Raw genomic sequence first — 20,978 nt, 5'->3', positions numbered from 1 at the left:
ATGCCGGAGGCCGGCGCCCGGCGCCAGCCTCCCGGCTTGCCGCGCTCAGGCTTCGGCGATCACCTTCACGGCAATCGACTTGGCGGCGGGAGTCTTGCTCTGGGCGTCGTGGTGCCAGAGCGGGAGGAGCACGTTCATCTCGGGATAGTAGCCGCCGCAATTCCCCTGGGGGATGTCGTAGGCCACGATCCGAAGGCCGCCGAGCCTCCGGTTCACCCCATCGTCGCTCACCGTCTCGACGGCGGCCTTGGCCCCGTCGCGCAGGCCCAGCCGTGCGATGTCCGCCCGGTTCATGAACAGCACGTCGCGGGTGCCGTCGATGCCCCGGAAGCGGTCGTGGTAGCCGTAGACCGTCGTGTTGAACTGGTCGTTCGAGCGAAGCGTGATGAGATCGAGCACGTCGCCACCGCGCTCCGGCAGGTCCGGGTCGGCTTCCAGCCCGCCGGGCACCACGAAGTTCGCCTTGCCGGTCTCGGTCTCCCATCGCCGCTCGCGGGCGGGAAGGGGCTTGGCGAGTCCGCCCGGATCGAACATCCGACCGTTCAGGTCGTGGAAGACGGTGGGATAGGTCGCCTCGATAGCCTTGCGCACCAGCGAATAGTCGCCGACCCAGGCGTTCCAATCGATGCGCGGGTTCGGCGGCAGGGTCGCCTTGGCGATGCCGGCGACGATGGCGGGCTCGGAACGCAGCTGCGGGCTCACCGGATCGGCGGCGCCCTTCGAGCCGTGGAACCGGGCGGTCGAATCTTCCATCGACACCGCCTGCGGTCCGCTGGCCTGCCGGTCGATCTCGATGCGGCCGAGGCAGGGCAGGAGGTAGGCGACTTCGCCGTTCACGAGATGCGAGCGGTTCAGCTTCGTGGCGATCTGCACGGTCAGGCGCTGCTTGCGCCAGGCCGGCTCCATCACGCCCGTATCCGGTATCGCCCGCAGGAAGTTGCCGCCGAGCCCGATGAAGGCGCGGACGCTGCCGTCGAGGATGCCTTCGCAGGCCTCCACCGTGTTGAGGCCCTTCTCCTGCGGCGGCTCGAAGCCGTAGAGTTCACGCAGCTTGTCGTTGGGGGCGAGCTCCGGCTTCTCCGTGATGCCGACGGTGCGCTGGCCCTGCACGTTCGAATGGCCGCGCACCGGGCAGATGCCCGCGCCGGGCTTGCCGATATTGCCGCGCAGCAACAGCAGGTTGGCGAGCATCCGTACCGTTTCGGTGCCCCGGCGGTGCTGCGTCAGGCCCATCCCGTAGACGCCGATCACCGCCTTCGCGCGGGCATAGACCGACGCTGCGCTCTCGATGGCGGTGCGGCTGAGGCCGGAGCGCCGTTCGAGGTCCGGCCATTCCTGGCCGTCGCAGAATTGCTCGAAGGCTTCGAGACCGTGCGTGTGCTCGGCGATGAAGGCGTGGTCGAGAACGCCCGGCTTCCCGGCGGCCCGCGCGTGCCGGTCGGCCGCGAACAGGGCCTTGCACAGGCCGGTGATGGCGGCGAGATCCCCGCCCGCCTTCACCTGATGGTACTGGGTGGAGATCTTCGTAGAAGATCGCGTCAGCATCTCCGTGGGTGATTGCGGATCGGTGAAGCGCTCCAGGCCCCGTTCCTTCAGCGGATTGAAGGTGATGATCGAGGCGCCGCGCTTGCGGGCTTCCTGCAGCGGGTGGAGCATCCGCGGCGAGTTCGAGCCGACATTCTGCCCGAAGAAGAAGAGCAGATCGGTTTCCTCGAAATCCTCCAGCCGCACCGTGCCGACCGGCGAGCCGATGGATTGCGGCAGCGCCACCGAGGTCGGCTCGTGGCACATGTTCGAGGAATCGGGGAGGTTGTTGTTGCCGTAGAGCCGGGCGAGCAGCGCCCACATGTAGCTCGCCTCAAGCGAGGCCCGGCCGGAGGCGTAGAACACCACCGATTTCGGTTCGAGCGCCTTCAGCTCGCGGCCGATCTCGGCATAGGCGTCCTCCCAGGTGCAGGGGCGGTAGCGGTCCGTGGCCGGGTCGTAGCGCATCGGATGCGTGAGGCGCCCGGCCTCCTCCAGCGCGTAATCGCTCCACGTGAGGAGGTCGCTCACCGTGTGCGCGGCGAAAAGGTCCGGGGTCGCCCGGCGACGGGTCTGCTCCCAGGCCGTCGCCTTGGCGCCGTTCTCGCAATACTCGAAGGCCAGGGGCTTGGCCGGCTTCGCCCAGGCGCAGGACGTGCACATGAAGCCGCCCGGCTTGTTCTGCTTGGTGAGCAGCGCCGTGCCGGTGATCGGCACGCCTTCCCGCGTCAGGATTTCGAGGAGGGAGCGCGCCGAGCCCCACCCGCCGGCAGGCCCGTCGTAGGGCTCGATTGTGACCTTCCGGGCCCGGTCGTCCTCGCTGCCAGCTTGGTCCATGACCGTCTCCCGCCGCACCATCGTTGCAGCGTGAACGCGGCAGACGCCGTAACGATCAAAGTCAGAGGGCCGCAGGGCTCAGGAAACGGCGGCGAGCTTGTCGGCCATGGTCTGCACCTTGTCCCGCCGGGTCGAGAAGATCAGCGTGAAGAAGGTCCGCTGCACGCCGAGTTCGGCCAGCCGCGCCTCGCATCTCTCGGCGAGGGCACAGATGTCCGAGAGTTCGCCGTCGATGTTGGTGCCGTTCGGATGCATCGTGGCATCGAGCCCGCTCGCCTCGATGATCGCCTTGATCTCGCGGACATAGGGCGACACCGACGGGCCGACGCCCATCGGCACGATGCACAGGTCGGCGGATACCTTCATGGGCGGAACCTCGGCTACGTCGCTTGTTGGCCAAGCCTATACGCGAAGGCGACGGCCATCCAGAACGGGCGAGGCGATGGGCGGAAGGGGGTGGAGCGGGTACCGGGAATCGAACCCGGGTATTCAGCTTGGAAGGCTGCTGCTCTACCATTGAGCTACACCCGCGCGAGGGCTCGTCTAGCATAGCGGTTTGCGCCTGAGAAGGCGGGCTTGAACCGCCGCCGGGATCGTTGCACCTCTCGCTCGGCGGGCGAAAGGGTTGGGGATGAACGATACGGTGCTGGTCCTGAACGGGCCGAACCTCAACCTGCTGGGCCAGCGCCAGCCGGAGATCTATGGCAGCGCGACGCTTCGCGACGTCGAGGATCTGTGCCGGGCCGCCGCCGCCGAGTTCGGGCTGAAGGCCGAATGCCGCCAGAGCAATGCCGAGCATGTCCTGATCGAGGCGATCCATGCGTTCCGCGTCGGCTGCGCCGGCATCGTCATCAATGCCGGGGCCTACACCCATACCTCGGTGGCGATCCTCGATGCGCTCAACGCCTGCGAGGTGCCGGTCATCGAGTGCCACATCTCGAACGTCCATCGCCGCGAGGAATTCCGGCACCATTCCTACGTCTCGAAAGCCGCCACCGCCGTGCTCGCGGGCTTCGGCATCCACGGCTATGCCCTGGCGATCCGCCACCTCGCGCATCTGCGCGCGGACAAGGGCTCCGGGAAGGGTTGACGCCCGCTGCCGATGGCATGAGGACGATGCGGGAATCCGTATCCTCGAAAGCCGACTCATGACGACCTTCATGCCGATCGACCGGAAGCTGATCGCCCGCGAGGCGGCGAAGATGTTCCTGGAGATCGAGGCCGTCCATTTCTACAAGGGCGAGCCCTTCAAGTTCACCTCCGGCTGGGCGAGCCCGGTCTACACCGATTGCCGGAAGATCATCTCGTTCCCCCGCCTGCGCTCGGCGCTGACCGACTTCGCCGTGTCGACCATCGTGCAGGAGATCGGCTACGAGTCGCTGACGCATATCGCAGGCGGCGAGACCGCCGGCATCCCCTTCGCCGCCTGGATCGCCGACCGCCTCGGCCTGCCGATGCAGTACGTGCGCAAGAAGGCCAAGGGCTTCGGCCGCAACGCGCGGATCGAGGGCGAGGTCGTGGAAGGGGCCAAGACCCTGCTGGTCGAGGATCTGGCGACGGACGGGCGCAGCAAGATCAACTTCTGCTCGGCGCTGCGCGACGCGGGCGCGGTGGTCGATCACTGCTTCGTGCTGTTCTACTACGACATCTTCCCCGACAGCGATGAACTGCTGAAGGAGAACGGCCTCACGATGCACGCCCTCACCACATGGTGGGACGTGCTCGAAGTCGCCAAGGAGATGGGCACCTTCGATCCGGCGACACTCAAGGAGGTGGAAAGCTTCCTGCACGAGCCGGCCACGTGGTCCTCGGCCCATGGCGGCATCTCCGCCTTCGGCCAGGGCTGAGCGCGCCATGGCCGCGTCCACCCTCGACCGCCTCGTCATCGCCAAGCCGGACGATTGGCACATCCACCTGCGCGACGGCGCCATGCTGCGCGCCGTGCTGCCCTATACGGCGGCGCAGTTCGGCCGCGGCATCATCATGCCGAACCTCGTGCCGCCGGTGACGTCGGTGGAGGCCGCCTCGGCCTACCGGGACCGCATCCTGGCGGCGCTGCCCGAGGGGCAGAGCTTCACGCCGCTGATGACTTGCTACCTCACCGACGCCACGAGCCCGGACGAGATCGAGCGCGGATTCCGCGAAAAGGTGTGGATCGCGGCCAAGCTCTATCCGGCCGGGGCCACCACCAACTCCCACGCGGGCGTCACCGACCTCGGCAACATCGCCCCCGTGCTGGAGCGGATGGAGCGGATCGGGATGCCGCTCCTGATCCACGGCGAGGTCACGGACCCGGCGGTCGACATCTTCGACCGCGAGGCGGTGTTCATGGAGACGAAGCTTCTGCCGCTTCTCGCCCGCCATCAGGGACTGAAGGTCACGGTGGAGCACGCCACCACCGCCGAGATCCTCGACGTGGTTCGCGCCCACGCCCCGCGCGTCGCGGCGACGATCACACCGCACCACCTCGTCATCAACCGCACGCACATCTTCCAGGCGGGCTTGCGGCCGCACCTTTACTGCCTGCCGGTGGCCAAGCGGGAGTGGCACCGCCTCGCCCTGCGCAAGGCGGCCACCTCCGGGGAGAGCTGCTTCTACCTCGGCACCGATACGGCGCCGCATCCGGTCGGCGCCAAGGAATCGGCCTGCGGCTGCGCGGGCGTGTTCTGCGGGCCTACCGCCTTGCAGACCTACGTGCAGGTCTTCGACGAGGAGGGCGCCCTCGACAAGTTCGAGAGCTTCGCTTCCCTCAACGGCGCCCGTTTCCACGGCCTCGCGCCGAACGCCGAGACCATCACCCTGGAAAGGCGACCCGGCCGGGTCGTCTCCTGCGTCGCGGTGGACGAGACCGAGGTGGTCGTCTTCCGGGGCGACGAGACCCTTCCCTGGACCATCGGGAGCGCATGACCATGCCGGGCGCGGACGGAATCACCGCGCTCGGCGCGGTCCATCTCTCCGCCGCCATTCGCGGCCGGGCGATTTCCTGCGTGGAGGTGATGCGCGCCTATCTCGACCGGATCGCGCGCCTCAACCCGACCTTCAACGCCATCGTCGCCCTGCGCGACGAGGCGAGCCTGATCGCCGAGGCCGCCCAGGCCGACGCCGCCCTGGCGCGGGGCGAGCCGGTCGGGCCGCTCCACGGCTTCCCCCTGGCGGTGAAGGATCTCGACCCCGTGCGGGGCCTGCCCTTCACGCAGGGCTCGCCGATCTTCGCCAACCGGATCGCCGAGGCCGATTCGATCATGGTGTCGCGCCTGCGCGCGGCGGGGGCGATCTTCATCGGCAAGACCAACATCCCCGAATTCGGTCTCGGTTCGCACAGCTTCAACCCGGTCTACGGCGTCACCGGCAACGCCTACGATCCGGGCAAAACGGGCGGCGGGTCGAGCGGTGGCGCGGCGGTGGCCGTCGCCCTGCGCCTGCAACCGGTGGCGGACGGCACAGACCATGGCGGGTCGCTGCGCAATCCGCCGGCCTTCAACAACGTCTATGGCCTGCGCACCTGCTGGGGTCGCATTCCGTCCGAGACGCTCGACGTGTTCAGCCCCAGCCTCAGCGTCCATGGCGCGATCGGGCGCAGCCCCGCCGATATCGGCCTGATGCTGTCGGTGCAGGCGGGCTACGACCCGCGCTGCCCGAACTCGATCCGCCAAGACCCGGCGGGTTTCGCCGGTCCGCTGGAGCGCGATTTCCGGGGCGTGCGGATCGGGTGGCTCGGGGATTTCGGCGGTCGCATCCCGTTCGAGCCGGGCGTGCTCGAAACCTGCCGCGCGGCGCTCACCGCCTTCGCCGATATCGGCTGCCTCGTGGACGAGGTGGTGCCGGAGTTCGACATCGAGCAGGTCTGGCACGATTGGGGCGTGCTGCGCGCCTTCACGGTCTCCGCGAACCTGCGCCCCTTGGTGATGGACCCAACCCGCCGCGCGCTGATGAAGCCCGAGGCGGTGTGGGAGGCCGAGCGCGGCGCCACGCTCACAGCCGATCAGGTAATGGCGGCGCAGGAGGGCCGGACCCGCTGGTACGGGGCGCTGCGCCGCTTCATGGAGGTGTACGACTTTGTGGTGATGCCGACTGCGCAAGTTTTCCCCTTTCCCATCGCGCATCGCTGGCCGGACAAGGTCGGCGGGCAGGCGATGGACACTTACCATCGCTGGATGCAGATCGCGGTGCCGGCGACCATGGCCGGGCTCCCCTCGCTCGCCGTGCCGGCCGGGTTTGGGCCGAACGACCTGCCGACCGGCATCCAGATCGTCGGCCGCAACCACGGCGAGTTGGCCTGCCTGCAACTCGGCGCGGCCTACGACGCGGCGAGCGGCTGGGTGCGCCGCTTCCCGCCTCCGGCGGCTTGAGGCGTCGCCGGCAAAATTTCTGCCGTATCGGGTCGTTGACCGGCCGGCATCCGAGGAGTATGACGCGCAATCCTCGATGCGAGGCTCCCGAAAGGTCGGGCGGTGCGCGTCGGGCGGAGAATGGTTTTCGAGATGCGCACGGTCCTTATTGTAGCGGTGGCGTCACCGACCGGGCGGCTCTAGCACGAGCCGCGATCCGGCTGGTGGCGCATGCAGGGTCCCTCGGGACCCTTTTTTATTGCCCGCGACAGGCGCATCGGAACGAGGGACGGCCGACGTAAAGGCCGACAGGACGAGGAGACGGACATGGGCGGCGAGGTCATGACCGGGGCCGAGATGGTCATCCGGGCGTTCCAGGATCAGGGCGTGGATACGCTCTTCGGCTATCCGGGCGGCGCGGTGCTGCCGATCTACGACGCGCTGTTTCACCAGGAGGCGGTGAAGCACATCCTCGTGCGCCACGAGCAGGGCGCCGTTCACGCCGCCGAGGGCTATGCCCGCTCGTCCGGCAAGGTCGGCTGCGTCCTCGTCACCTCCGGCCCCGGTGCCACCAACATCGTCACCGGCCTCACCGATGCGATGCTGGATTCGATCCCGCTGGTCTGCATCACGGGCCAGGTCCCGACGCACCTGATCGGCACCGATGCCTTTCAGGAATGCGACACGGTCGGCATCACCCGGCACTGCACGAAGCACAATTACCTCGTGAAATCGATCGAGGACCTGCCGCGCATCCTGCACGAGGCGTTCTACGTCGCGAAGAACGGTCGCCCCGGCCCGGTCGTCATCGACCTGCCGAAGGACATCCAGTTCGCCACGGGCCTCTACGAGCGCCCCACGACGATGCGGCACAAGACCTACAAGCCGGCCGTGAAGGGCGATCCGGAGCGCATCCGCGCGGCCGTCGAGCTGATGGCCGGCGCGCGCCGGCCGGTCTTCTACACCGGCGGCGGCGTCATCAACGCCGGGCCTGAGGCCTCGCGCCTGCTGCGTGAGCTGGTGGCCGAGACCGGCTTCCCCATCACCTCCACGCTGATGGGCCTCGGCGCCTATCCGGGGTCGGACGAGAAGTTCCTGGGCATGCTCGGCATGCACGGGACCTACGAGGCCAACCTCGCGATGCACGAATGCGATGTGATGATCTGCATCGGCGCGCGCTTCGATGATCGCATCACCGGCCGCCTCGACGCCTTCTCGCCCTTCTCGAAGAAGATTCACGTCGACGTCGATGCCTCCTCGATCAACAAGGTCGTGAAGGTGGATGTCGGCATCCTCGGCGATTGCGCCTACGTGCTCGCCGATATGCTGGAGGCCTGGCGCGCCCTGCCGTCGAAGCCAGAAAAGTCGAACCTCGACGGGTGGTTCCAGAAGATCCGCCAGTGGAAGGCGCGCGACTGCCTCGCCTACTGGCCGTCGGGCACGATCATCAAGCCGCAATACGCGGTGCAGCGGCTCTACGAGGCGTGCAAGGACCGCAAGACCTTCATCACCACGGAGGTCGGCCAGCACCAGATGTGGGCGGCGCAGTACTTCAAGTTCGAGGAGCCGAACCGCTGGATGACCTCCGGCGGCCTCGGGACCATGGGCTACGGCCTGCCGGCCGCCATCGGCACGCAGCTCGCCAACCCGGACGGGCTCGTGATCGACATCGCGGGCGAAGCCTCGATCCTGATGAACATCCAGGAGCTGTCCACGGCCATCCAGTACCGGCTGCCGGTGAAGGTGTTCATCCTGAACAACGAGTACATGGGCATGGTCCGCCAGTGGCAGGAACTGCTCCATGGCTCGCGCTACTCGCAGAGCTATTCCGAGAGCCTGCCGGACTTCGTGAAGCTCGCGGAGGCCTACGGCGCCAAGGGCATGCGCTGCGAGAAGCCGGGTGATCTCGACGCGTCCATCGCGGAGATGCTCGCCTATGACGGCCCGGTCCTGTTCGACTGCGTGGTCGACAAGACCGAGAACTGCTTCCCGATGATCCCCTCGGGCAAGGCGCACAACGAGATGCTGCTCTCCGACTACCTCGGCGAGACCGGCGTCGAGCTGGGCGACGTGATCTCCGAGGAAGGGAAGATGCTGGTCTAAGTCCCGAACCGGGGATCAGCCGTGCCGGCCCTCCTCAGACCCGCGGATGCTGCCGGTGCGCAGCATCCGCAGCGCCAGGGCGAGGCGCCGCCAAAGCCCGCGCACCGGCACGTCCGGCCACTCGCCGTGCCGGTGCGGGTCGAGGCGCGGCGTCGCGGCGGCGCGCTCGGCCGGGCTCGCCGTCTCGCGTTTGCGCAGCGTCACGAAGAACTCGATCGTGTTGCGCTCGGTCGGGTCGATGCGGGCGATCTCGAACGGGATCAGCCCGAGTTCGATCACCTCGCGAAAGATTTCGAGGAAGCTCGCGGGCGTGTAGACCGTGCAATGGGCATCGTAATAGCTGCCATGGGCGGCGACGTTGCGCGCATCGTCGAGCGCCCGCACGAGCTGGCCTTCGAAGATTGGCTTCGGATCGCGCTGCCTGCCGGCCCAGACGGCGAAGGGGTCGACCTCGGCGACGCGGGACACGTAGTCGAACACCTGGGTGGGACTCGCGAGCTTCGCCCCCGCCAGATGGTGGCCGACGAGGTCCGCCGTCGTGGAGGGTCGGCGGTGGAAATCGAAGGTGAAGCGCTTGTCGGGGACCGCGAGGAAGATCACCCCTCCCTCGCGCAGCACGGCGGCGAGTTCGTTCAGCCAGCCGAGCGGGTCCGCGATGTGCTCCATGACGTGGCTGGCCACGATGTAGTCCACGGGCGCGCGCGGTCCCAGGGCCTCGGCGAGGCTCTGGTGCTCGAGGACGAGATCGACCTCGACGATCGGTTGCGCCTCGGGTCCGATGACCGACTCGTGGCCGGCGTATTTCGCGCGGAGATCGTCGGTGGCGCGATGGTCGGCATAGAGGATCTCGCCGTCCTCACGCCGGATCAGGGGCCGGTTCAGGGGGCCGAGTTCGACGCCGAGGCGTCCGCTGGGGCACACGGCATCGAGGGCGCGCTGTCGGGCTGTCATCGGCCGCGCCGTTATCATGCGTCTCGGGGAGCGTCCAGGCGATCCTCCGGGGCGGAACTTCGCAGGGGCGGGCCCTTCGCGGGCCGCAACGACAGGACGGGACCACGGGCATGAACGCGATGAACACCCACTACCCGGAGCCGGTCCGGGTCGAGTCGGTGAACCGTCATACGCTGGCGGTGATAGTGGACAACGAGCCCGGCGCCCTGGCTCGGATCTCCGGCCTGTTCTCGGGCCGTGGCTACAACATCGAGAGCCTGACCGTCTCCGAGACGGAGGAGGCGCGCCACATCTCGCGCATCACCATCGTCACCACGGGCACCAACGCCGTCATCGACCAGATCAAGGCGCAGCTGGATCGTTTGGTCTCCGTGCACCGGGTCGTGGACCTGACCCTTCAGGGCAACGCCCTGGAGCGGGAGATCTGCCTCGTGAAGGTGAAGGGCGAGGGCGAGCACCGCAGCGAGGCGCTGCGATTGGCCGCCGCCTTCGGCGCCAAGACCCTGGACGCGACGCTCAACTCGTTCGTCTTCGAGCTGACCGGCGCGACGGAGGAGGTCGATCGGTTCGTGCGCCTGATGAGCGTGATCGGCCTCGTGGAGATCTGCCGCACCGGCATCGCCGCGATGAGCCGGGGGGCGGAGCCGCTTTAGGATGAGGCCGATTGCGGTATGATCGTGCGCGTGGTGGAGTTGCCCTGATGGAAGCGAAGCTGGTGCGGCGGGGCGGGGAATACGTCATTCGTATCCCTGCCGTCGAAGGAGCCAGACACGGACTGGCCGACGGCCAGATCGTGGACGTCCTTCCCCTGCGCAGACGGGAAACTCTTCAGGATATGCTTGCCGAGATGGATCGACTCGGTGCCGCGAAGCGCCCCCCTGTCGTCGATTGGGGGCCGGATGTCGGCGCCGAGATCATCGATGATGACTGGTCGTGAGGACTTCGCCCTTCCCGATGCGGGCGACCTCGTCTGGGTGGATTTCAGGCCGACTCTCGGTCGTGAGCAGAGCGGCGTCCGTCCTGGGCTTATCCTGACGAATCGCGGCTACCACGTACGGAATGCGACAGCCATCGTCTGCGCGGTCACGCGCAATGTCGATCCCTGGCCGACGAAGGTGATCCTGCCGGAAGGGCTGGCGATTTCGGGCGCGATCCTCACGGATCAGATCCGCAACGTCGATCGCGCGTCTCGCGGATTTCGACCGATCGATCGTGTGCCGTCGATCACGCTCGATCTCGTTCGCGAAAAGCTGGCAAACCTTCTGGGTCTCGCCGCCTTCCAATGAGTCAGGACGCTGTATTCCCCATGGCCCGCACCCTCTACTACGCCCCCGGCGCCTGTTCGCTGGCGGCGCATATCGTCCTTGAGGAATCCGGTCTGCCCTTCGAAGGCAAGGCCCTCGATCTCGCCAGGGGGGACCAGCGCTCGGGGCAATACCTCGCCATCAACGACCGGGGCCGGGTGCCGGCGCTGGTCGAGGACGGCTGGGTTCTCACTGAATGTTCGGCGATCATGCGCCACGTCGCCCGGCAGGTGCCGGAGACGGGCCTGTGGCCGGCGGATCTGCGCGAGATGGCCATCGCCGACGAATGGCTCGGCTGGCTCGCCTGCAACCATCACGTCACCTACGCCCATGTCCGCCGCGCCGAGCGCTACACGGACGACGAAGACGCCCAGGACGGCATCCGCGCCAAGGGCGCCGACACCTACGGCGACCTCTGCACCATGACCGAGGTGCGGCTGTCCCACGGGGGCTGGGCGGTCGGCGACCGTTTCACCGTGGCCGATGCCTACCTGATGGTCTTCTGGATCTGGGGACGCGGGCAGGTTCTGAAGTTCGACATGGCCGGTCGCTTCCCCGCCTGGACGGCGCACGCCAAGCGCGTGGCCGCCCGGCCGGCGGTGCAAGCCGTGTTCGCCCGCGAGGGCTTGGCGCTGCCGGCCTGACGGCGGATCAGCCCTGTACGGTTTGGCCTTCCGTTCAGAGGCTTGCGCGGCTAAAAGCCCGCGCTATCGCACGGCCGCACACCCACGGAGCGCCCGCGCGCGCTCATCGACACGAAAGAGGACATTGCCGCCATGCGGGTCTATTACGATCGCGACGCCGACCTGAACCTGATCAAGGGCAAGAAGGTCGCCATCGTCGGCTACGGCAGCCAGGGCCATGCCCACGCGCTCAACCTGCGCGATTCGGGCGTGAAGGACATCGTCATCGCGCTCCGCGAGGGCTCCGCTACCGCCAAGAAGGCCGAGCACGAAGGCTTCAAGGTCCTGTCGGTCGCTGAGGCCGCCAAGTGGGCCGACGTGGTGATGATGCTCACCCCCGACGAGCTGCAGGGCGACATCTACCGCGAGTCGCTTGCCGGCAACATGAAGCAGGGCGCCGCGCTCCTCTTCGCCCACGGCCTGAACGTGCACTTCAACCTGATCGAGCCGCGCGCCGATCTCGACGTGCTGATGGTCGCCCCGAAGGGCCCCGGCCACACCGTGCGCTCCGAGTACCTGCGCGGCGGCGGCGTGCCGACCCTGATCGCCATCGCCCAGGATGCTTCGGGCAACGCCCACGACCTCGGCCTGTCCTACGCTTCCGCCAACGGCGGCGGTCGCGCCGGCATCATCGAGACCACCTTCAAGGAAGAGTGCGAGACCGATCTGTTCGGCGAGCAGGCCGTGCTCTGCGGCGGCCTCGTGGAGCTGATCAAGGCCGGCTTCGAGACCCTGGTCGAGGCGGGCTACGCCCCGGAGATGGCCTATTTCGAGTGCCTGCACGAGGTGAAGCTGATCGTCGACCTCATCTACGAGGGCGGCATCGCCAACATGAACTACTCGATCTCCAACACGGCCGAGTACGGTGAGTACGTCACCGGCCCGCGCATCATCACGCCCGAGACCAAGGCCGAGATGAAGCGCGTGCTGAACGACATCCAGTCGGGCACCTTCACCCGCAACTGGATGCTGGAGAACAAGGTCAACCAGACCTCGTTCAAGGCCACCCGCGCCAAGCTCGCCGCTCACCCGATCGAGGAAGTCGGCACCAAGCTGCGCGGCATGATGCCGTGGATCTCTGAGAAGGCGCTGGTCGACAAGACCCGCAACTGATCTCTCCCACCGTGAGACAAAGGGGCCGGCTCCAGGGATGGGGCCGGCCCTTTTCTTTGCGCGCCGCCTCTGGAAAGAACGGCTCCAACGACAAGTAAGGGAGGAGCCTTTGGACACGCTGTACGGTGACGCGCACCGCGCCCTTCAGGACGATTTCGGCACGACGAAACTCGCCGACTTCCTCGACAAGCACCACGTCCACCGCGCCATCGACGCGCAGGACCGCGCCTTCATCGAATCGCGCGACATGTTCTTTCTCTCGACCGTGGACGAGCAGGGCAATCCGACCGTCTCCTACAAGGGCGGCCCGACCGGCGTTGTAAGCGTGGTCGGCGATACGACGCTCGCCTTCCCCGGCTACGACGGGAACGGCATGTTCCTGTCGATGGGCAACATCGTCGGCCAGGGGAAGGTCGGCCTGCTGTTCATCGATTTCGAGACGCCGCACCGCCTGCGCGTCCAGGGCACCGCGCGGATTTTGAGGGACGACCCGCTCCAGAGCAGCTACCCGGAGGCGCAGTACATCGTGCGCGTCGAGGTCGAGACGCTGTGGGTGAACTGCCCCCGCTACATCCACCGCTACACGAAGGTCGAGCAGAGCCGCTACGTGCCGAAGGACGGCACGGAGACGCCGCTGGCGCAGTGGAAGCGCCTGGACTTCGTGCAGCCGGTGATCGCGGACGAGGATCGGGCGCGGGTCGCGGCTGAAGGTGAACTAGACCTCGGCGCCTACGGCGAACTCGTCGCGCGCGGACAGGGCTGATCTCACAGATCACCCGCCGACGTCGTTCGCAATGACGGAAGGGTGTCAGGAGGCTTTGCGCGCCACGATGAAGACGCGCGGGAAAGCGAGCAGCCGGCGCCCGTCCGTCCGGGGCGGGTAGCCGGCATCGATGGCTGCTTCGTAAGCCGCGAGAAAGCCGGCGCGCTGGTCCGCGTCCAGGGGATCGAGGAACGGGCGCAGCCCCGTAGCGCTCACCCAGGAGACGATGGCCGCCGCATCGGCCATGCGGTGGTGATACGCGGTACGCCAGACATCGACCTCGGCGGCCAGCGGCGCGAGAAGATCGTAATAGCCGGCGGGCTCCAGCATCCGGCCGAGGCGACCCGCCACGGCCGGGTCCCCGATGGCCGCCGCCCAGGGGCCGGAGGCCGCGACTTCGCGCATTAGGCGGTGGCTCGGCTCCGCGAGATTGTCCGGCATCTGCACAGCGAGCACCCCGCCCGGCGCCAGGAGGCCGAACAGGCGCGGCAGCAGGGTCGGGTGATCCGGCAGCCATTGCAGCACCGCGTTGGCGTAGATCAGGTCCGGCGCCTGCTCCGGTGCCCAGGTCGCGGCGTCGGCGAGGCCGAAGCGCAGATGCGGCAGGCGCGCCCGCGCGCTGTCGAGCATGGCGGGGGAGGTGTCGAGCCCGACGATCTCGGCCTCAGGATACCGGGCGGCGATGAGGGCCGTCGAGTTGCCCGGCCCGCAGCCGAGGTCGAAGGCGAGCGTCGGCCCTTCGAGGGGCACGCGGGCTAGCAGGTCGGCCGCCGAGCGGGTCCGTTCGTCCTCGAAGCGGGTGTAGAGGGCGGGGTTCCAATCGGCCATCAGGGGCTCCCCTCTCGCGCGTCAGCGGCAGCCGAGCTGGTCGGCGAGGTCCGACAGGTCGGAGGCCGCGTAGGTCACGGGCACGCTCGGCCCGGTCTCGCCGCCCGCCGGCCCGTGCTCCAAAGGCCGGGCGATGTGGGCGGTGGAGAGCCCATGGCTCGCCGCCGCCGCGAGATCGCTCGAATGCGCGGCGACCATCATCGTCTCCTCCGGCGTGAAGCCGAAGGCGGCCACGGCATCCCGGTAGAGGGCGGGTTTCGGCTTGTAGTCGCGGGAATAGCCGGCGCCGAGGATCGCGTCGAAGATCAGGCCGTTGCGGCGGGCGAGGTCCACCATCAGCCGCACCGGGCCGTTCGAGTTGGGCGCCAGAAGGAAGTTTTCGCACAGGCGCGCCATCGCGGCCGGCACCTCGGGCCACGCGTCGAGCCTATGCCACGCCTGGACCAGTTCAGCCCGTACCGCGTCGGACACGTCCGAGATGCCGAACTGCGCCAGCACGTCGGGGAGTGATTCGGCGTGCAGCGTGTCGAGATCGACGAAGGGGCGGGCGCCCGACCGCACGGTCTCCATCGAGGGCTGGTAGCGACCCCGCCACGCATCGGCGAAGGCGCCGGCATCGAGGTCCGGGGCCGTCGCGGAGAGGAGGCGCCGCGCCTCCCGCGCGACGCCGGAGCGCCAATCGACCAGCGTCCCGAAGACGTCGAAGACCAGCGCCCGCACCGTCATCCCCGCTTCCTCCGCACGAACCCGACGATGTCCTTCACCGCATCCAGGGTCTGCTGGGCGATGGCCTCGGCCCGCTCGGCGCCATCGGCGAGGACGGCTTCGATATGGCCAGGATCGGCCGAGAGCCGGCGCATCTCGGCGGCGATGGGCGCGAGGCTCGACACGGCGAGGTCGGCCAGCGCCGGCTTGAACGCCGAGAACTGGGCGCCGCCATGCTCGCGCAGCACGTCCTCGCGGGTCGTGCCGGCGAGCGCCGCGTAGATCCCGACGAGGTTGTCCGCCTCCGGCCGCTCCTTCAGCCCCGCCACCTGGGAGGGGAGGGGCTCGGGATCGGTCTTCGCCCGGCGGATCTTCTGGGCGATGGCGTCCGAATCGTCCGTCAGGTTGATGCGCGAATTGTCCGATGGGTCGGACTTCGACATCTTCTTCGTGCCGTCGCGCAGGGACATCACCCGCGCCGCCGGGCCGCCGATGATCGGCTCGGTGATCGGGAAGAAGCCCTCCCCATGGCCCTGCGCCGTGATCGACGCGCCGAAATCGGTGTTGAACTTCTGCGCGATGTCGCGGGTCAGTTCGAGGTGCTGCTTCTGGTCCTCGCCCACGGGCACATGGGTGGCGCGGTAGGCGAGGATGTCGGCGGCCATCAGCACGGGATAGTCGTAGAGGCCGATGGAGGCGTTCTCCCGGTCCTTGCCCGCCTTCTCCTTGAACTGGGTCATGCGGTTCAGCCAGCCGAGGCGGGCGACGCAATTGAACACCCAGGCGAGCTCGGCGTGCTGCGGCACCTGGCTCTGGTTGAACACGATGGAGCGCTTCGGATCGATCCCGGCGGCGAGGAAGGCGGCGGTGACTTCGCGGATCTGGCCGCGCAGGGCCTCCGGGTCCTGCCAGACGGTGATCGCGTGCATGTCGACGACGCAGTAGAGGCACTGCGCCTCCCGCCCCTGCATCTCCACGAAACGCCGGATGGCGCCGAGGTAATTGCCGAGATGGAGGTTGCCGGTCGGCTGGACGCCGGAGAACACCAATTCCTTGAACGCGGCCATCGGCGCCGATCCTGACAGTGAAGGGCCGGGTCTCACGGGGTCACGTCTCGCCAGCCGGGCGCCGGTTAGTGGAACCACGCCGCCGAAGGGTCAAGCGGAGGAGAGGCTCAGGGCTCGCGCATCTCCATGAGGGCGCTGGGGCAAAGATCGACCAGGGCGCAGCGACCGCAGGCGGGGCGGCGATGATGGCAGACCTTCTGGCCGTGCATCATCAGGATCTCATGGTTGTCGTACACATCCTGCGCCGACCATTCGGCGGGCAGTTGCGCCAGCAACAGGACATGCGCCGGCCCGAGTCCGACGCGGGGGCCGATCAGCCCGAGGCGCTGGGCGACGCGGTGATGATGGCTGTCCACCGGCAGCGCCCGCATCCGCAGGGACGAGAAGGCGAGAACGGCGGCGCTGGTCTTCGGGCCGATGCCGGGGAACTGCTCCAGCCAGGCCCTTGCCTCCTCCGGCGACAGGTTGGCGAGGAAATCAAGGCTCAGGCTTCCGGCCCGGGCCTCGATGGCCGACAGGATGGTGCGAATCCGCGGCGCCTTCAGCTCCGGCCACGTCACACCGGCGATGGCCTCCTCGATCTCCGCGAGATCGGCGCGCATCACCTCTTCCCAGGTCGGGAAACGGGCTCGCAGGCTCTCGAAGGCCTTGCCCGAAGCGGCATTGCGCGTCCGGTGCGAGAGCAGCGCCGAAACGAGTTCCGACAGCGGCTCCAGCGCGCTGAAATACGGGATCGGGCATTTGTACACGGCGCAGAGGCGCGCGTGCACCACGAGCGCGAGAGCGGAGACGCCGTCCACCCCGGCGGGAGATACAACCTTGGGTGGCGAATGGTCGTTCGCGGCGAACATGACCGGCAAATCACCGCCAGCTTGGCCACGTTCCCGGTCGGAGTCGGAGGCGGCAAAATGTCCGACTTCGCGTGGCTGGAGCAGCCGAGCGAGGGGAGGTCCGCTCATGAGGCTCACTTCAGCAACGCGTAGATGTTGACGTCCAGGGTGTCGTCCGCGCCGTCCTTCAGGTCGGTCACGTACTCCTCCACGAACTTGTCCTGAACCACGATGTCCTTGGCATCGAGATAGGCGGTCAGGGTTTCGTAGGTGGTGTCGATGCCCTCGTAGGAGCCCCGGTGGGCGAAGCGCAGGGCCTTGCCGGCGGGCGTGGTGCCGAAGCGCAGGCCGTCTCCGGCCGCCGAGGCGGTGCTCGGGGCCGCGGCGACGGGAATCATCGCCTCGAAGTCGAAACCCTCGTCCTCCGTCTTGGTGAAGACGGCGAGCGGGCGCCCGGCGGGCTTAATCCCGGCCCTGGCGAGGTCGACCTCGATCTGCGCGAACGCCTTCTGCAGGCCCTGCACGGCCTCCTCCCATTTCGCCTTGCCGGCGAGAATGGCGGCGGGTTTCGCGGGCAGGGTCACTTCATCGACGTCCCCCGCCTCGGCGGGCTTGGCGACGAGGGGCGGGCGCGATGGATCGGCGGGCTGCGCCGCTTGGCCCGCGGGGGGCTGCGCCGCTTGGCCTGCGGGGGGCTGCGCCGCTTGGCCTGCGGGGGGCGGTACGATCGCCTGCTCCGGCGCCGGGGCGGCGCTCTTGTTCGGGTCGGCCGGCGGGTTCGGCGCGGTGGTCGTCGGCAGCGGATTGGTCTGTGCCGGGGAGGGCGGCTGCTGCGCGGCCAGCGGCAGGGCTGTGGCCAGCCCGGCGGCGAGGGCGCAGAGCGCGGGGACGAGGCGACGGCAACGGGTCACGCGGGTGGGCTCCCATCGGCGGCGGCGACTCGGGGTCTCGCGGCGGCCGAGCGTTAAGGTAATTCGGTTCCGGCGGGGCCGCGAGGCCGTCCGCCACGGGTCCCGGCCTGTGCGGCGGATCTGCAACGCTGTCGCGCCCTCGCGCTCCGGCGCCGGGTTTGCCATAAGCGCGCAAACCCCTCCGGCAGATTCCTTCGTATGAGCGCACTCGCTTATCGACGTTTCCTGAAGATGCACGGCGCCGGCAACGCCATCGTGGTGCTCGACCTGCGCGGCACATCCGTGCGCGTCTCGGCGGCCGAGGCGCGGGCCATCGCGGCCGATCCGGGCTCGTCGTTCGATCAATTGATGGTGTTGCACGATCCCGTGAGCGCGGGGACGGATGCCTTCATGCGCATCTACAACACGGACGGATCGGAATCCGGCGCCTGCGGAAACGGCACCCGCTGCGTCGCCTACGCGATGCTGGACGATCCGGCCATGGCCCGGCCCGCCGAGGGCAGCCGCCTGCTCCTTGAGACGAGTGCCGGCCGCGTCGGGGTTCGCCGCAATTCCGAGCGGTCCTTCACCGTCGACATGGGCCGTCCGCACCTCGCCTGGGACGAGATCCCGCTGGCCGAGCCTTTCCCGGATACACGCCGCATCGAGTTGCAGGTGGGGCCGATCGACAACCCGGTGCTGCACTCGCCGGGCGTGGTGAACATGGGCAACCCGCACGCGGTGTTCTTCGTGGAGACGGACCCGGATGGGTACGATCTCGGCCGGGTCGGCCCGCTTCTCGAGAATCATCCGGTCTTCCCCGAGCGGGCCAACATCTCGGTGGCGCAGGTGTTGGGGCGCGAGGCGATCAAGCTCCGCGTCTGGGAGCGCGGTGCGGGACTGACGCTCGCCTGCGGCACGGCCGCCTGCGCGACGGTGGTGGCGGCCTCGCGCCTGCGGATGATCGGCCGGCAGGCCAATGTGAGCCTGCCCGGCGGCGACCTCTTCGTGGAATGGCGGGCCGACGATCACGTGCTGATGACTGGCCCCGTCGCCCTCGTCGCGGAAGGCACCTTCGCGCCGGAGCTGTTCGCCGGGATCGATTGTTGAGCGTAGAGACCCTGTCCTTCGGCTGCCGGCTCAACACCGTCGAGACGGAGGCCATGCGCCGCCTCGCCGCTGGCGACGGGCGCCCGCGCCTCGTGGTGAACACCTGCGCCGTGACGCAGGAAGCCGGGAGGCAGGCGCGCAAGGCGATCCGGCGCGCCGCCCGTGCCAATCCCGAGGCCGAGATCGTCGTGACCGGCTGCGGCGCCGAGGTCGAGACCGAGGCCTACCGCGCCATGCCCGAGGTTGGGCGGCTGATCGGCAATGCGGAGAAGCTGAACCCCGCCGCCTGGGCCGGCGCGGCGCGGGGTCCGGGGGCGGTGATGGAAGCCCTCACCGCCGAGCGCGCGGACGTGCCGGCGATGGCGGGGCATACCCGCACCTTCGTGCCTGTGCAGAACGGTTGCGATCACCGCTGCACCTTCTGTGTCATCCCGTTCGGGCGCGGGCGCTCCCGCTCCGTGCCGGCGGGCGCGGTGGTGGAGCAGGTGGCCCGCGCCGTCGAGGCCGGCGGGCGCGAGGTGGTGCTCACCGGGGTCGATCTCACCGCCTATGGCCGCGATCTTGGCGAGAGCCTGTCCCTCGGCGGCCTCGTCCTTCGGATCCTAGCGGAGGTGCCCGGTCTTGCCCGGCTGCGCCTCTCCTCCATCGATTCCGTGGAAGCCGACGACGCCTTGCTCGAGGCCATCGCCGGGCAGCCTCGGCTGATGCCGCATCTGCATCTGTCGCTGCAGGCCGGCGACGACCTCATCCTCAAGCGCATGAAGCGCCGCCATTCCCGCGACGACGCGATCCGCTTCTGCGCCGAGGCCCGCGCCGCCCGGCCCGGCCTCGTCTTTGGGGCGGACCTGATCGCGGGCTTCCCCACCGAGACCGAGGCACAGTTCGGCCAGACCCTCGCCCTGGTCGAGGAATGCGGCCTGACGCATCTCCACGTCTTCCCCTATTCGCTCCGCCCCGACACCCCGGCCGCGCGAATGCCCCCGGTGGCGCCGGAGGCGATCCGCGACCGCGCCGCGCGTCTGCGCGAGGCGGGCGATGCCGCCCGCGCCCGGCATCTGGCGCAGCAGGTGGGGAAGACGTTGACGGTGCTGGCCGAGCGCGGCGGCACCGGCCGTGCGGAGGATTTCTCGCCGGTACTCCTCGGCGAGGGCATCGCGCCGGGGACATTCATCTCGGCGCGGATCGTCGGCCACGACGGAGCACGGCTGATCGCGGAGCCTCAGGCTGTCGCGCCGCAGGCCGACAGGGCCGCCTCCATATGCACCGGAGCCGGTGCCTGAACGACGATGGGCTCTCGCTTCGGGTAGAGCGGCAGCGACAGGGCGCGGGCGTGCAGGTGCAGGGCGCTCCCGCGCGGCGCGCCGCCGTAGATCGGGTCGCCGAGGATCGGCCAGCCCGATTCGGCGCAATGGACGCGCAGTTGATGGGTGCGGCCCGTCACCGGCTTGAGTTCGAGCCAGGTCCGTCCCTCGGCTCGGCCCAGGACGCGCCAATGGGTGAGGGCCGGGTCGCCGTCCGGGTCGGCCTTCATCCACCACGAGCGCGGATCGGAGGAGCGGCGACCGAGCGGCATGTCGATGCTGCCGGCCTCCTCGGAGGGACCGCCGGAGACCACGGCCCAATAGGTCTTCCCGGCGAGGTTGCCGGAGAACAGCTTGCCGAGGCGGGCCAGCGCCTTGGCGTGACGGCCCAGCGCGAGGCAGCCCGACGTGTCCCGGTCGAGGCGGTGCGCCGCTTCCGGCCGGCGGGGCAGGCCGAAGCGGAGCGCGTCGAGATGGTCGGTCAGCGTCTCGCCGCCACGGGGGCCGGGATGGACCGGAAGACCCGCCGGCTTGTCGATGACGAGCACCAGGGCATCGCGATACAGGAGGCGCGCGCCTATGTCGGTTGTATGAGGCATCGGATTCGGGACATGCGACGGATTCGGGCGGAAGGCGAGGGT

Annotated in this window: 22 protein-coding genes and 1 tRNA gene; 13 read left to right on the top strand and 10 right to left on the bottom strand. The window is 68.8% G+C overall.

Annotated elements, in window-relative coordinates; all coding sequences use genetic code 11:
- Positions 1-45: 45 nt before the first annotated feature.
- The 3 genes from ACS5Q7_RS04995 to ACS5Q7_RS04985 all read right to left on the bottom strand — a co-directional run bounded on the left by ACS5Q7_RS04995 (position 46) and on the right by ACS5Q7_RS04985 (position 2,892).
- Positions 46-2,361, bottom strand: coding sequence for an FdhF/YdeP family oxidoreductase (locus ACS5Q7_RS04995; protein ID WP_478338312.1), 2,316 nt, complete (start codon positions 2,359-2,361; stop codon positions 46-48).
- Between the two features lie 78 nt (positions 2,362-2,439).
- Positions 2,440-2,727 (bottom strand): MTH1187 family thiamine-binding protein, encoded by a 288-nt coding sequence (locus ACS5Q7_RS04990; RefSeq protein WP_463846598.1) that lies wholly within the window; start codon positions 2,725-2,727, stop codon positions 2,440-2,442.
- 91 nt (positions 2,728-2,818) lie between these two features.
- Positions 2,819-2,892, bottom strand: a tRNA-Gly gene (locus ACS5Q7_RS04985).
- 100 nt (positions 2,893-2,992) lie between these two features.
- On the opposite strand from ACS5Q7_RS04985, the gene aroQ reads away from it, so the two are divergent.
- The 5 genes from aroQ (at position 2,993) to ACS5Q7_RS04960 (ending at position 8,792) form a co-directional block, all read left to right on the top strand.
- Positions 2,993-3,451, top strand: a complete 459-nt coding sequence (gene aroQ, locus ACS5Q7_RS04980; protein WP_478338311.1) for a type II 3-dehydroquinate dehydratase — start codon at positions 2,993-2,995, stop codon at positions 3,449-3,451.
- Positions 3,452-3,509: 58 nt separating this feature from the next.
- Positions 3,510-4,208, top strand: coding sequence for an orotate phosphoribosyltransferase (locus ACS5Q7_RS04975; RefSeq protein WP_478338310.1), 699 nt, complete (start codon positions 3,510-3,512; stop codon positions 4,206-4,208).
- Positions 4,209-4,215: 7 nt separating this feature from the next.
- The gene (gene pyrC / locus ACS5Q7_RS04970) at positions 4,216-5,268 is read left to right on the top strand and encodes a dihydroorotase (protein ID WP_478338309.1); all 1,053 of its coding nucleotides are present in this window, start codon (positions 4,216-4,218) and stop codon (positions 5,266-5,268) included.
- Complete coding sequence (locus ACS5Q7_RS04965) at positions 5,265-6,710, top strand: amidase (RefSeq protein WP_478338308.1); 1,446 nt, start codon at positions 5,265-5,267, stop codon at positions 6,708-6,710. Before pyrC ends, ACS5Q7_RS04965 begins: the two co-directional genes overlap by 4 nt.
- 306 nt (positions 6,711-7,016) lie before the next feature.
- Positions 7,017-8,792 carry an acetolactate synthase 3 large subunit gene (locus ACS5Q7_RS04960; protein ID WP_478338307.1) on the top strand — a complete coding sequence of 592 codons (1,776 nt, stop codon included), beginning with the start codon at positions 7,017-7,019 and terminating at the stop codon, positions 8,790-8,792.
- 15 nt (positions 8,793-8,807) lie between these two features.
- On the opposite strand, the gene ACS5Q7_RS04955 is transcribed toward ACS5Q7_RS04960, so the two are convergent.
- Positions 8,808-9,743, bottom strand: coding sequence for a class I SAM-dependent methyltransferase (locus ACS5Q7_RS04955; RefSeq protein ID WP_478338306.1), 936 nt, complete (start codon positions 9,741-9,743; stop codon positions 8,808-8,810).
- 110 nt (positions 9,744-9,853) lie between these two features.
- On the opposite strand from ACS5Q7_RS04955, the gene ilvN reads away from it, so the two are divergent.
- From ilvN to ACS5Q7_RS04925, 6 genes are all read left to right on the top strand, one after another.
- Positions 9,854-10,396 (top strand): acetolactate synthase small subunit, encoded by a 543-nt coding sequence (ilvN, locus tag ACS5Q7_RS04950; protein ID WP_478338305.1) that lies wholly within the window; start codon positions 9,854-9,856, stop codon positions 10,394-10,396.
- A 47-nt stretch (positions 10,397-10,443) separates the two neighbouring features.
- Positions 10,444-10,680, top strand: a complete 237-nt coding sequence (locus ACS5Q7_RS04945; RefSeq protein WP_478338304.1) for an AbrB/MazE/SpoVT family DNA-binding domain-containing protein — start codon at positions 10,444-10,446, stop codon at positions 10,678-10,680.
- Positions 10,664-11,029 carry a type II toxin-antitoxin system PemK/MazF family toxin gene (locus tag ACS5Q7_RS04940; protein ID WP_478338303.1) on the top strand — a complete coding sequence of 122 codons (366 nt, stop codon included), beginning with the start codon at positions 10,664-10,666 and terminating at the stop codon, positions 11,027-11,029. Before ACS5Q7_RS04945 ends, ACS5Q7_RS04940 begins: the two co-directional genes overlap by 17 nt.
- A gap of 20 nt (positions 11,030-11,049) precedes the next feature.
- Positions 11,050-11,691, top strand: a complete 642-nt coding sequence (locus tag ACS5Q7_RS04935; protein ID WP_478338302.1) for a glutathione S-transferase family protein — start codon at positions 11,050-11,052, stop codon at positions 11,689-11,691.
- 132 nt (positions 11,692-11,823) lie between these two features.
- Positions 11,824-12,843 carry a ketol-acid reductoisomerase gene (gene ilvC, locus ACS5Q7_RS04930; RefSeq protein ID WP_243955280.1) on the top strand — a complete coding sequence of 340 codons (1,020 nt, stop codon included), beginning with the start codon at positions 11,824-11,826 and terminating at the stop codon, positions 12,841-12,843.
- Positions 12,844-12,952: 109 nt separating this feature from the next.
- Positions 12,953-13,606, top strand: coding sequence for a pyridoxamine 5'-phosphate oxidase family protein (locus ACS5Q7_RS04925; RefSeq protein ID WP_478338301.1), 654 nt, complete (start codon positions 12,953-12,955; stop codon positions 13,604-13,606).
- A gap of 45 nt (positions 13,607-13,651) precedes the next feature.
- On the opposite strand, the gene tam is transcribed toward ACS5Q7_RS04925, so the two are convergent.
- The 5 genes from tam to ACS5Q7_RS04900 all read right to left on the bottom strand — a co-directional run bounded on the left by tam (position 13,652) and on the right by ACS5Q7_RS04900 (position 17,947).
- Positions 13,652-14,434 (bottom strand): trans-aconitate 2-methyltransferase, encoded by a 783-nt coding sequence (gene tam, locus ACS5Q7_RS04920; protein WP_478338300.1) that lies wholly within the window; start codon positions 14,432-14,434, stop codon positions 13,652-13,654.
- A gap of 21 nt (positions 14,435-14,455) precedes the next feature.
- Positions 14,456-15,160: a haloacid dehalogenase type II gene (locus tag ACS5Q7_RS04915; RefSeq protein ID WP_478338299.1), complete on the bottom strand. Its 705-nt coding sequence runs from the start codon at positions 15,158-15,160 to the stop codon at positions 14,456-14,458.
- Positions 15,157-16,206, bottom strand: a complete 1,050-nt coding sequence (trpS, locus tag ACS5Q7_RS04910) for a tryptophan--tRNA ligase (protein ID WP_478338298.1) — start codon at positions 16,204-16,206, stop codon at positions 15,157-15,159. Before trpS ends, ACS5Q7_RS04915 begins: the two co-directional genes overlap by 4 nt.
- A 107-nt stretch (positions 16,207-16,313) precedes the next feature.
- On the bottom strand, positions 16,314-17,057 hold the full coding sequence (locus ACS5Q7_RS04905) for an endonuclease III domain-containing protein (RefSeq protein ID WP_478338297.1): 744 nt from the start codon (positions 17,055-17,057) through the stop codon (positions 16,314-16,316).
- 113 nt (positions 17,058-17,170) lie between these two features.
- A complete protein-coding gene (locus ACS5Q7_RS04900; RefSeq protein WP_478338296.1) occupies positions 17,171-17,947 on the bottom strand; it encodes a GyrI-like domain-containing protein in 777 nt (258 codons plus the stop codon).
- A gap of 198 nt (positions 17,948-18,145) precedes the next feature.
- Here ACS5Q7_RS04900 and dapF point away from each other — a divergent pair, with 198 nt between their 5' ends.
- Both dapF and mtaB read left to right on the top strand, forming a co-directional pair.
- Complete coding sequence (gene dapF / locus ACS5Q7_RS04895; RefSeq protein WP_478338295.1) at positions 18,146-19,036, top strand: diaminopimelate epimerase; 891 nt, start codon at positions 18,146-18,148, stop codon at positions 19,034-19,036.
- Complete coding sequence (gene mtaB, locus ACS5Q7_RS04890) at positions 19,033-20,316, top strand: tRNA (N(6)-L-threonylcarbamoyladenosine(37)-C(2))-methylthiotransferase MtaB (protein ID WP_478338294.1); 1,284 nt, start codon at positions 19,033-19,035, stop codon at positions 20,314-20,316. The genes dapF and mtaB overlap by 4 nt, the downstream gene beginning before the upstream one ends.
- Here the strand turns inward: mtaB and ACS5Q7_RS04885 are convergent.
- Complete coding sequence (locus ACS5Q7_RS04885) at positions 20,256-20,936, bottom strand: RluA family pseudouridine synthase (protein ID WP_478338293.1); 681 nt, start codon at positions 20,934-20,936, stop codon at positions 20,256-20,258. The two genes, mtaB and ACS5Q7_RS04885, sit on opposite strands and share 61 nt — an antisense overlap.
- Between the last annotated feature and the right edge of the window lie 42 nt (positions 20,937-20,978).

It is taken from the genome of Methylobacterium sp. Gmos3 (assembly GCF_056430985.1).
Note: the sequence above shows the minus strand (reverse complement) of the source record. Positions and strands in the feature narration are given on the sequence as shown.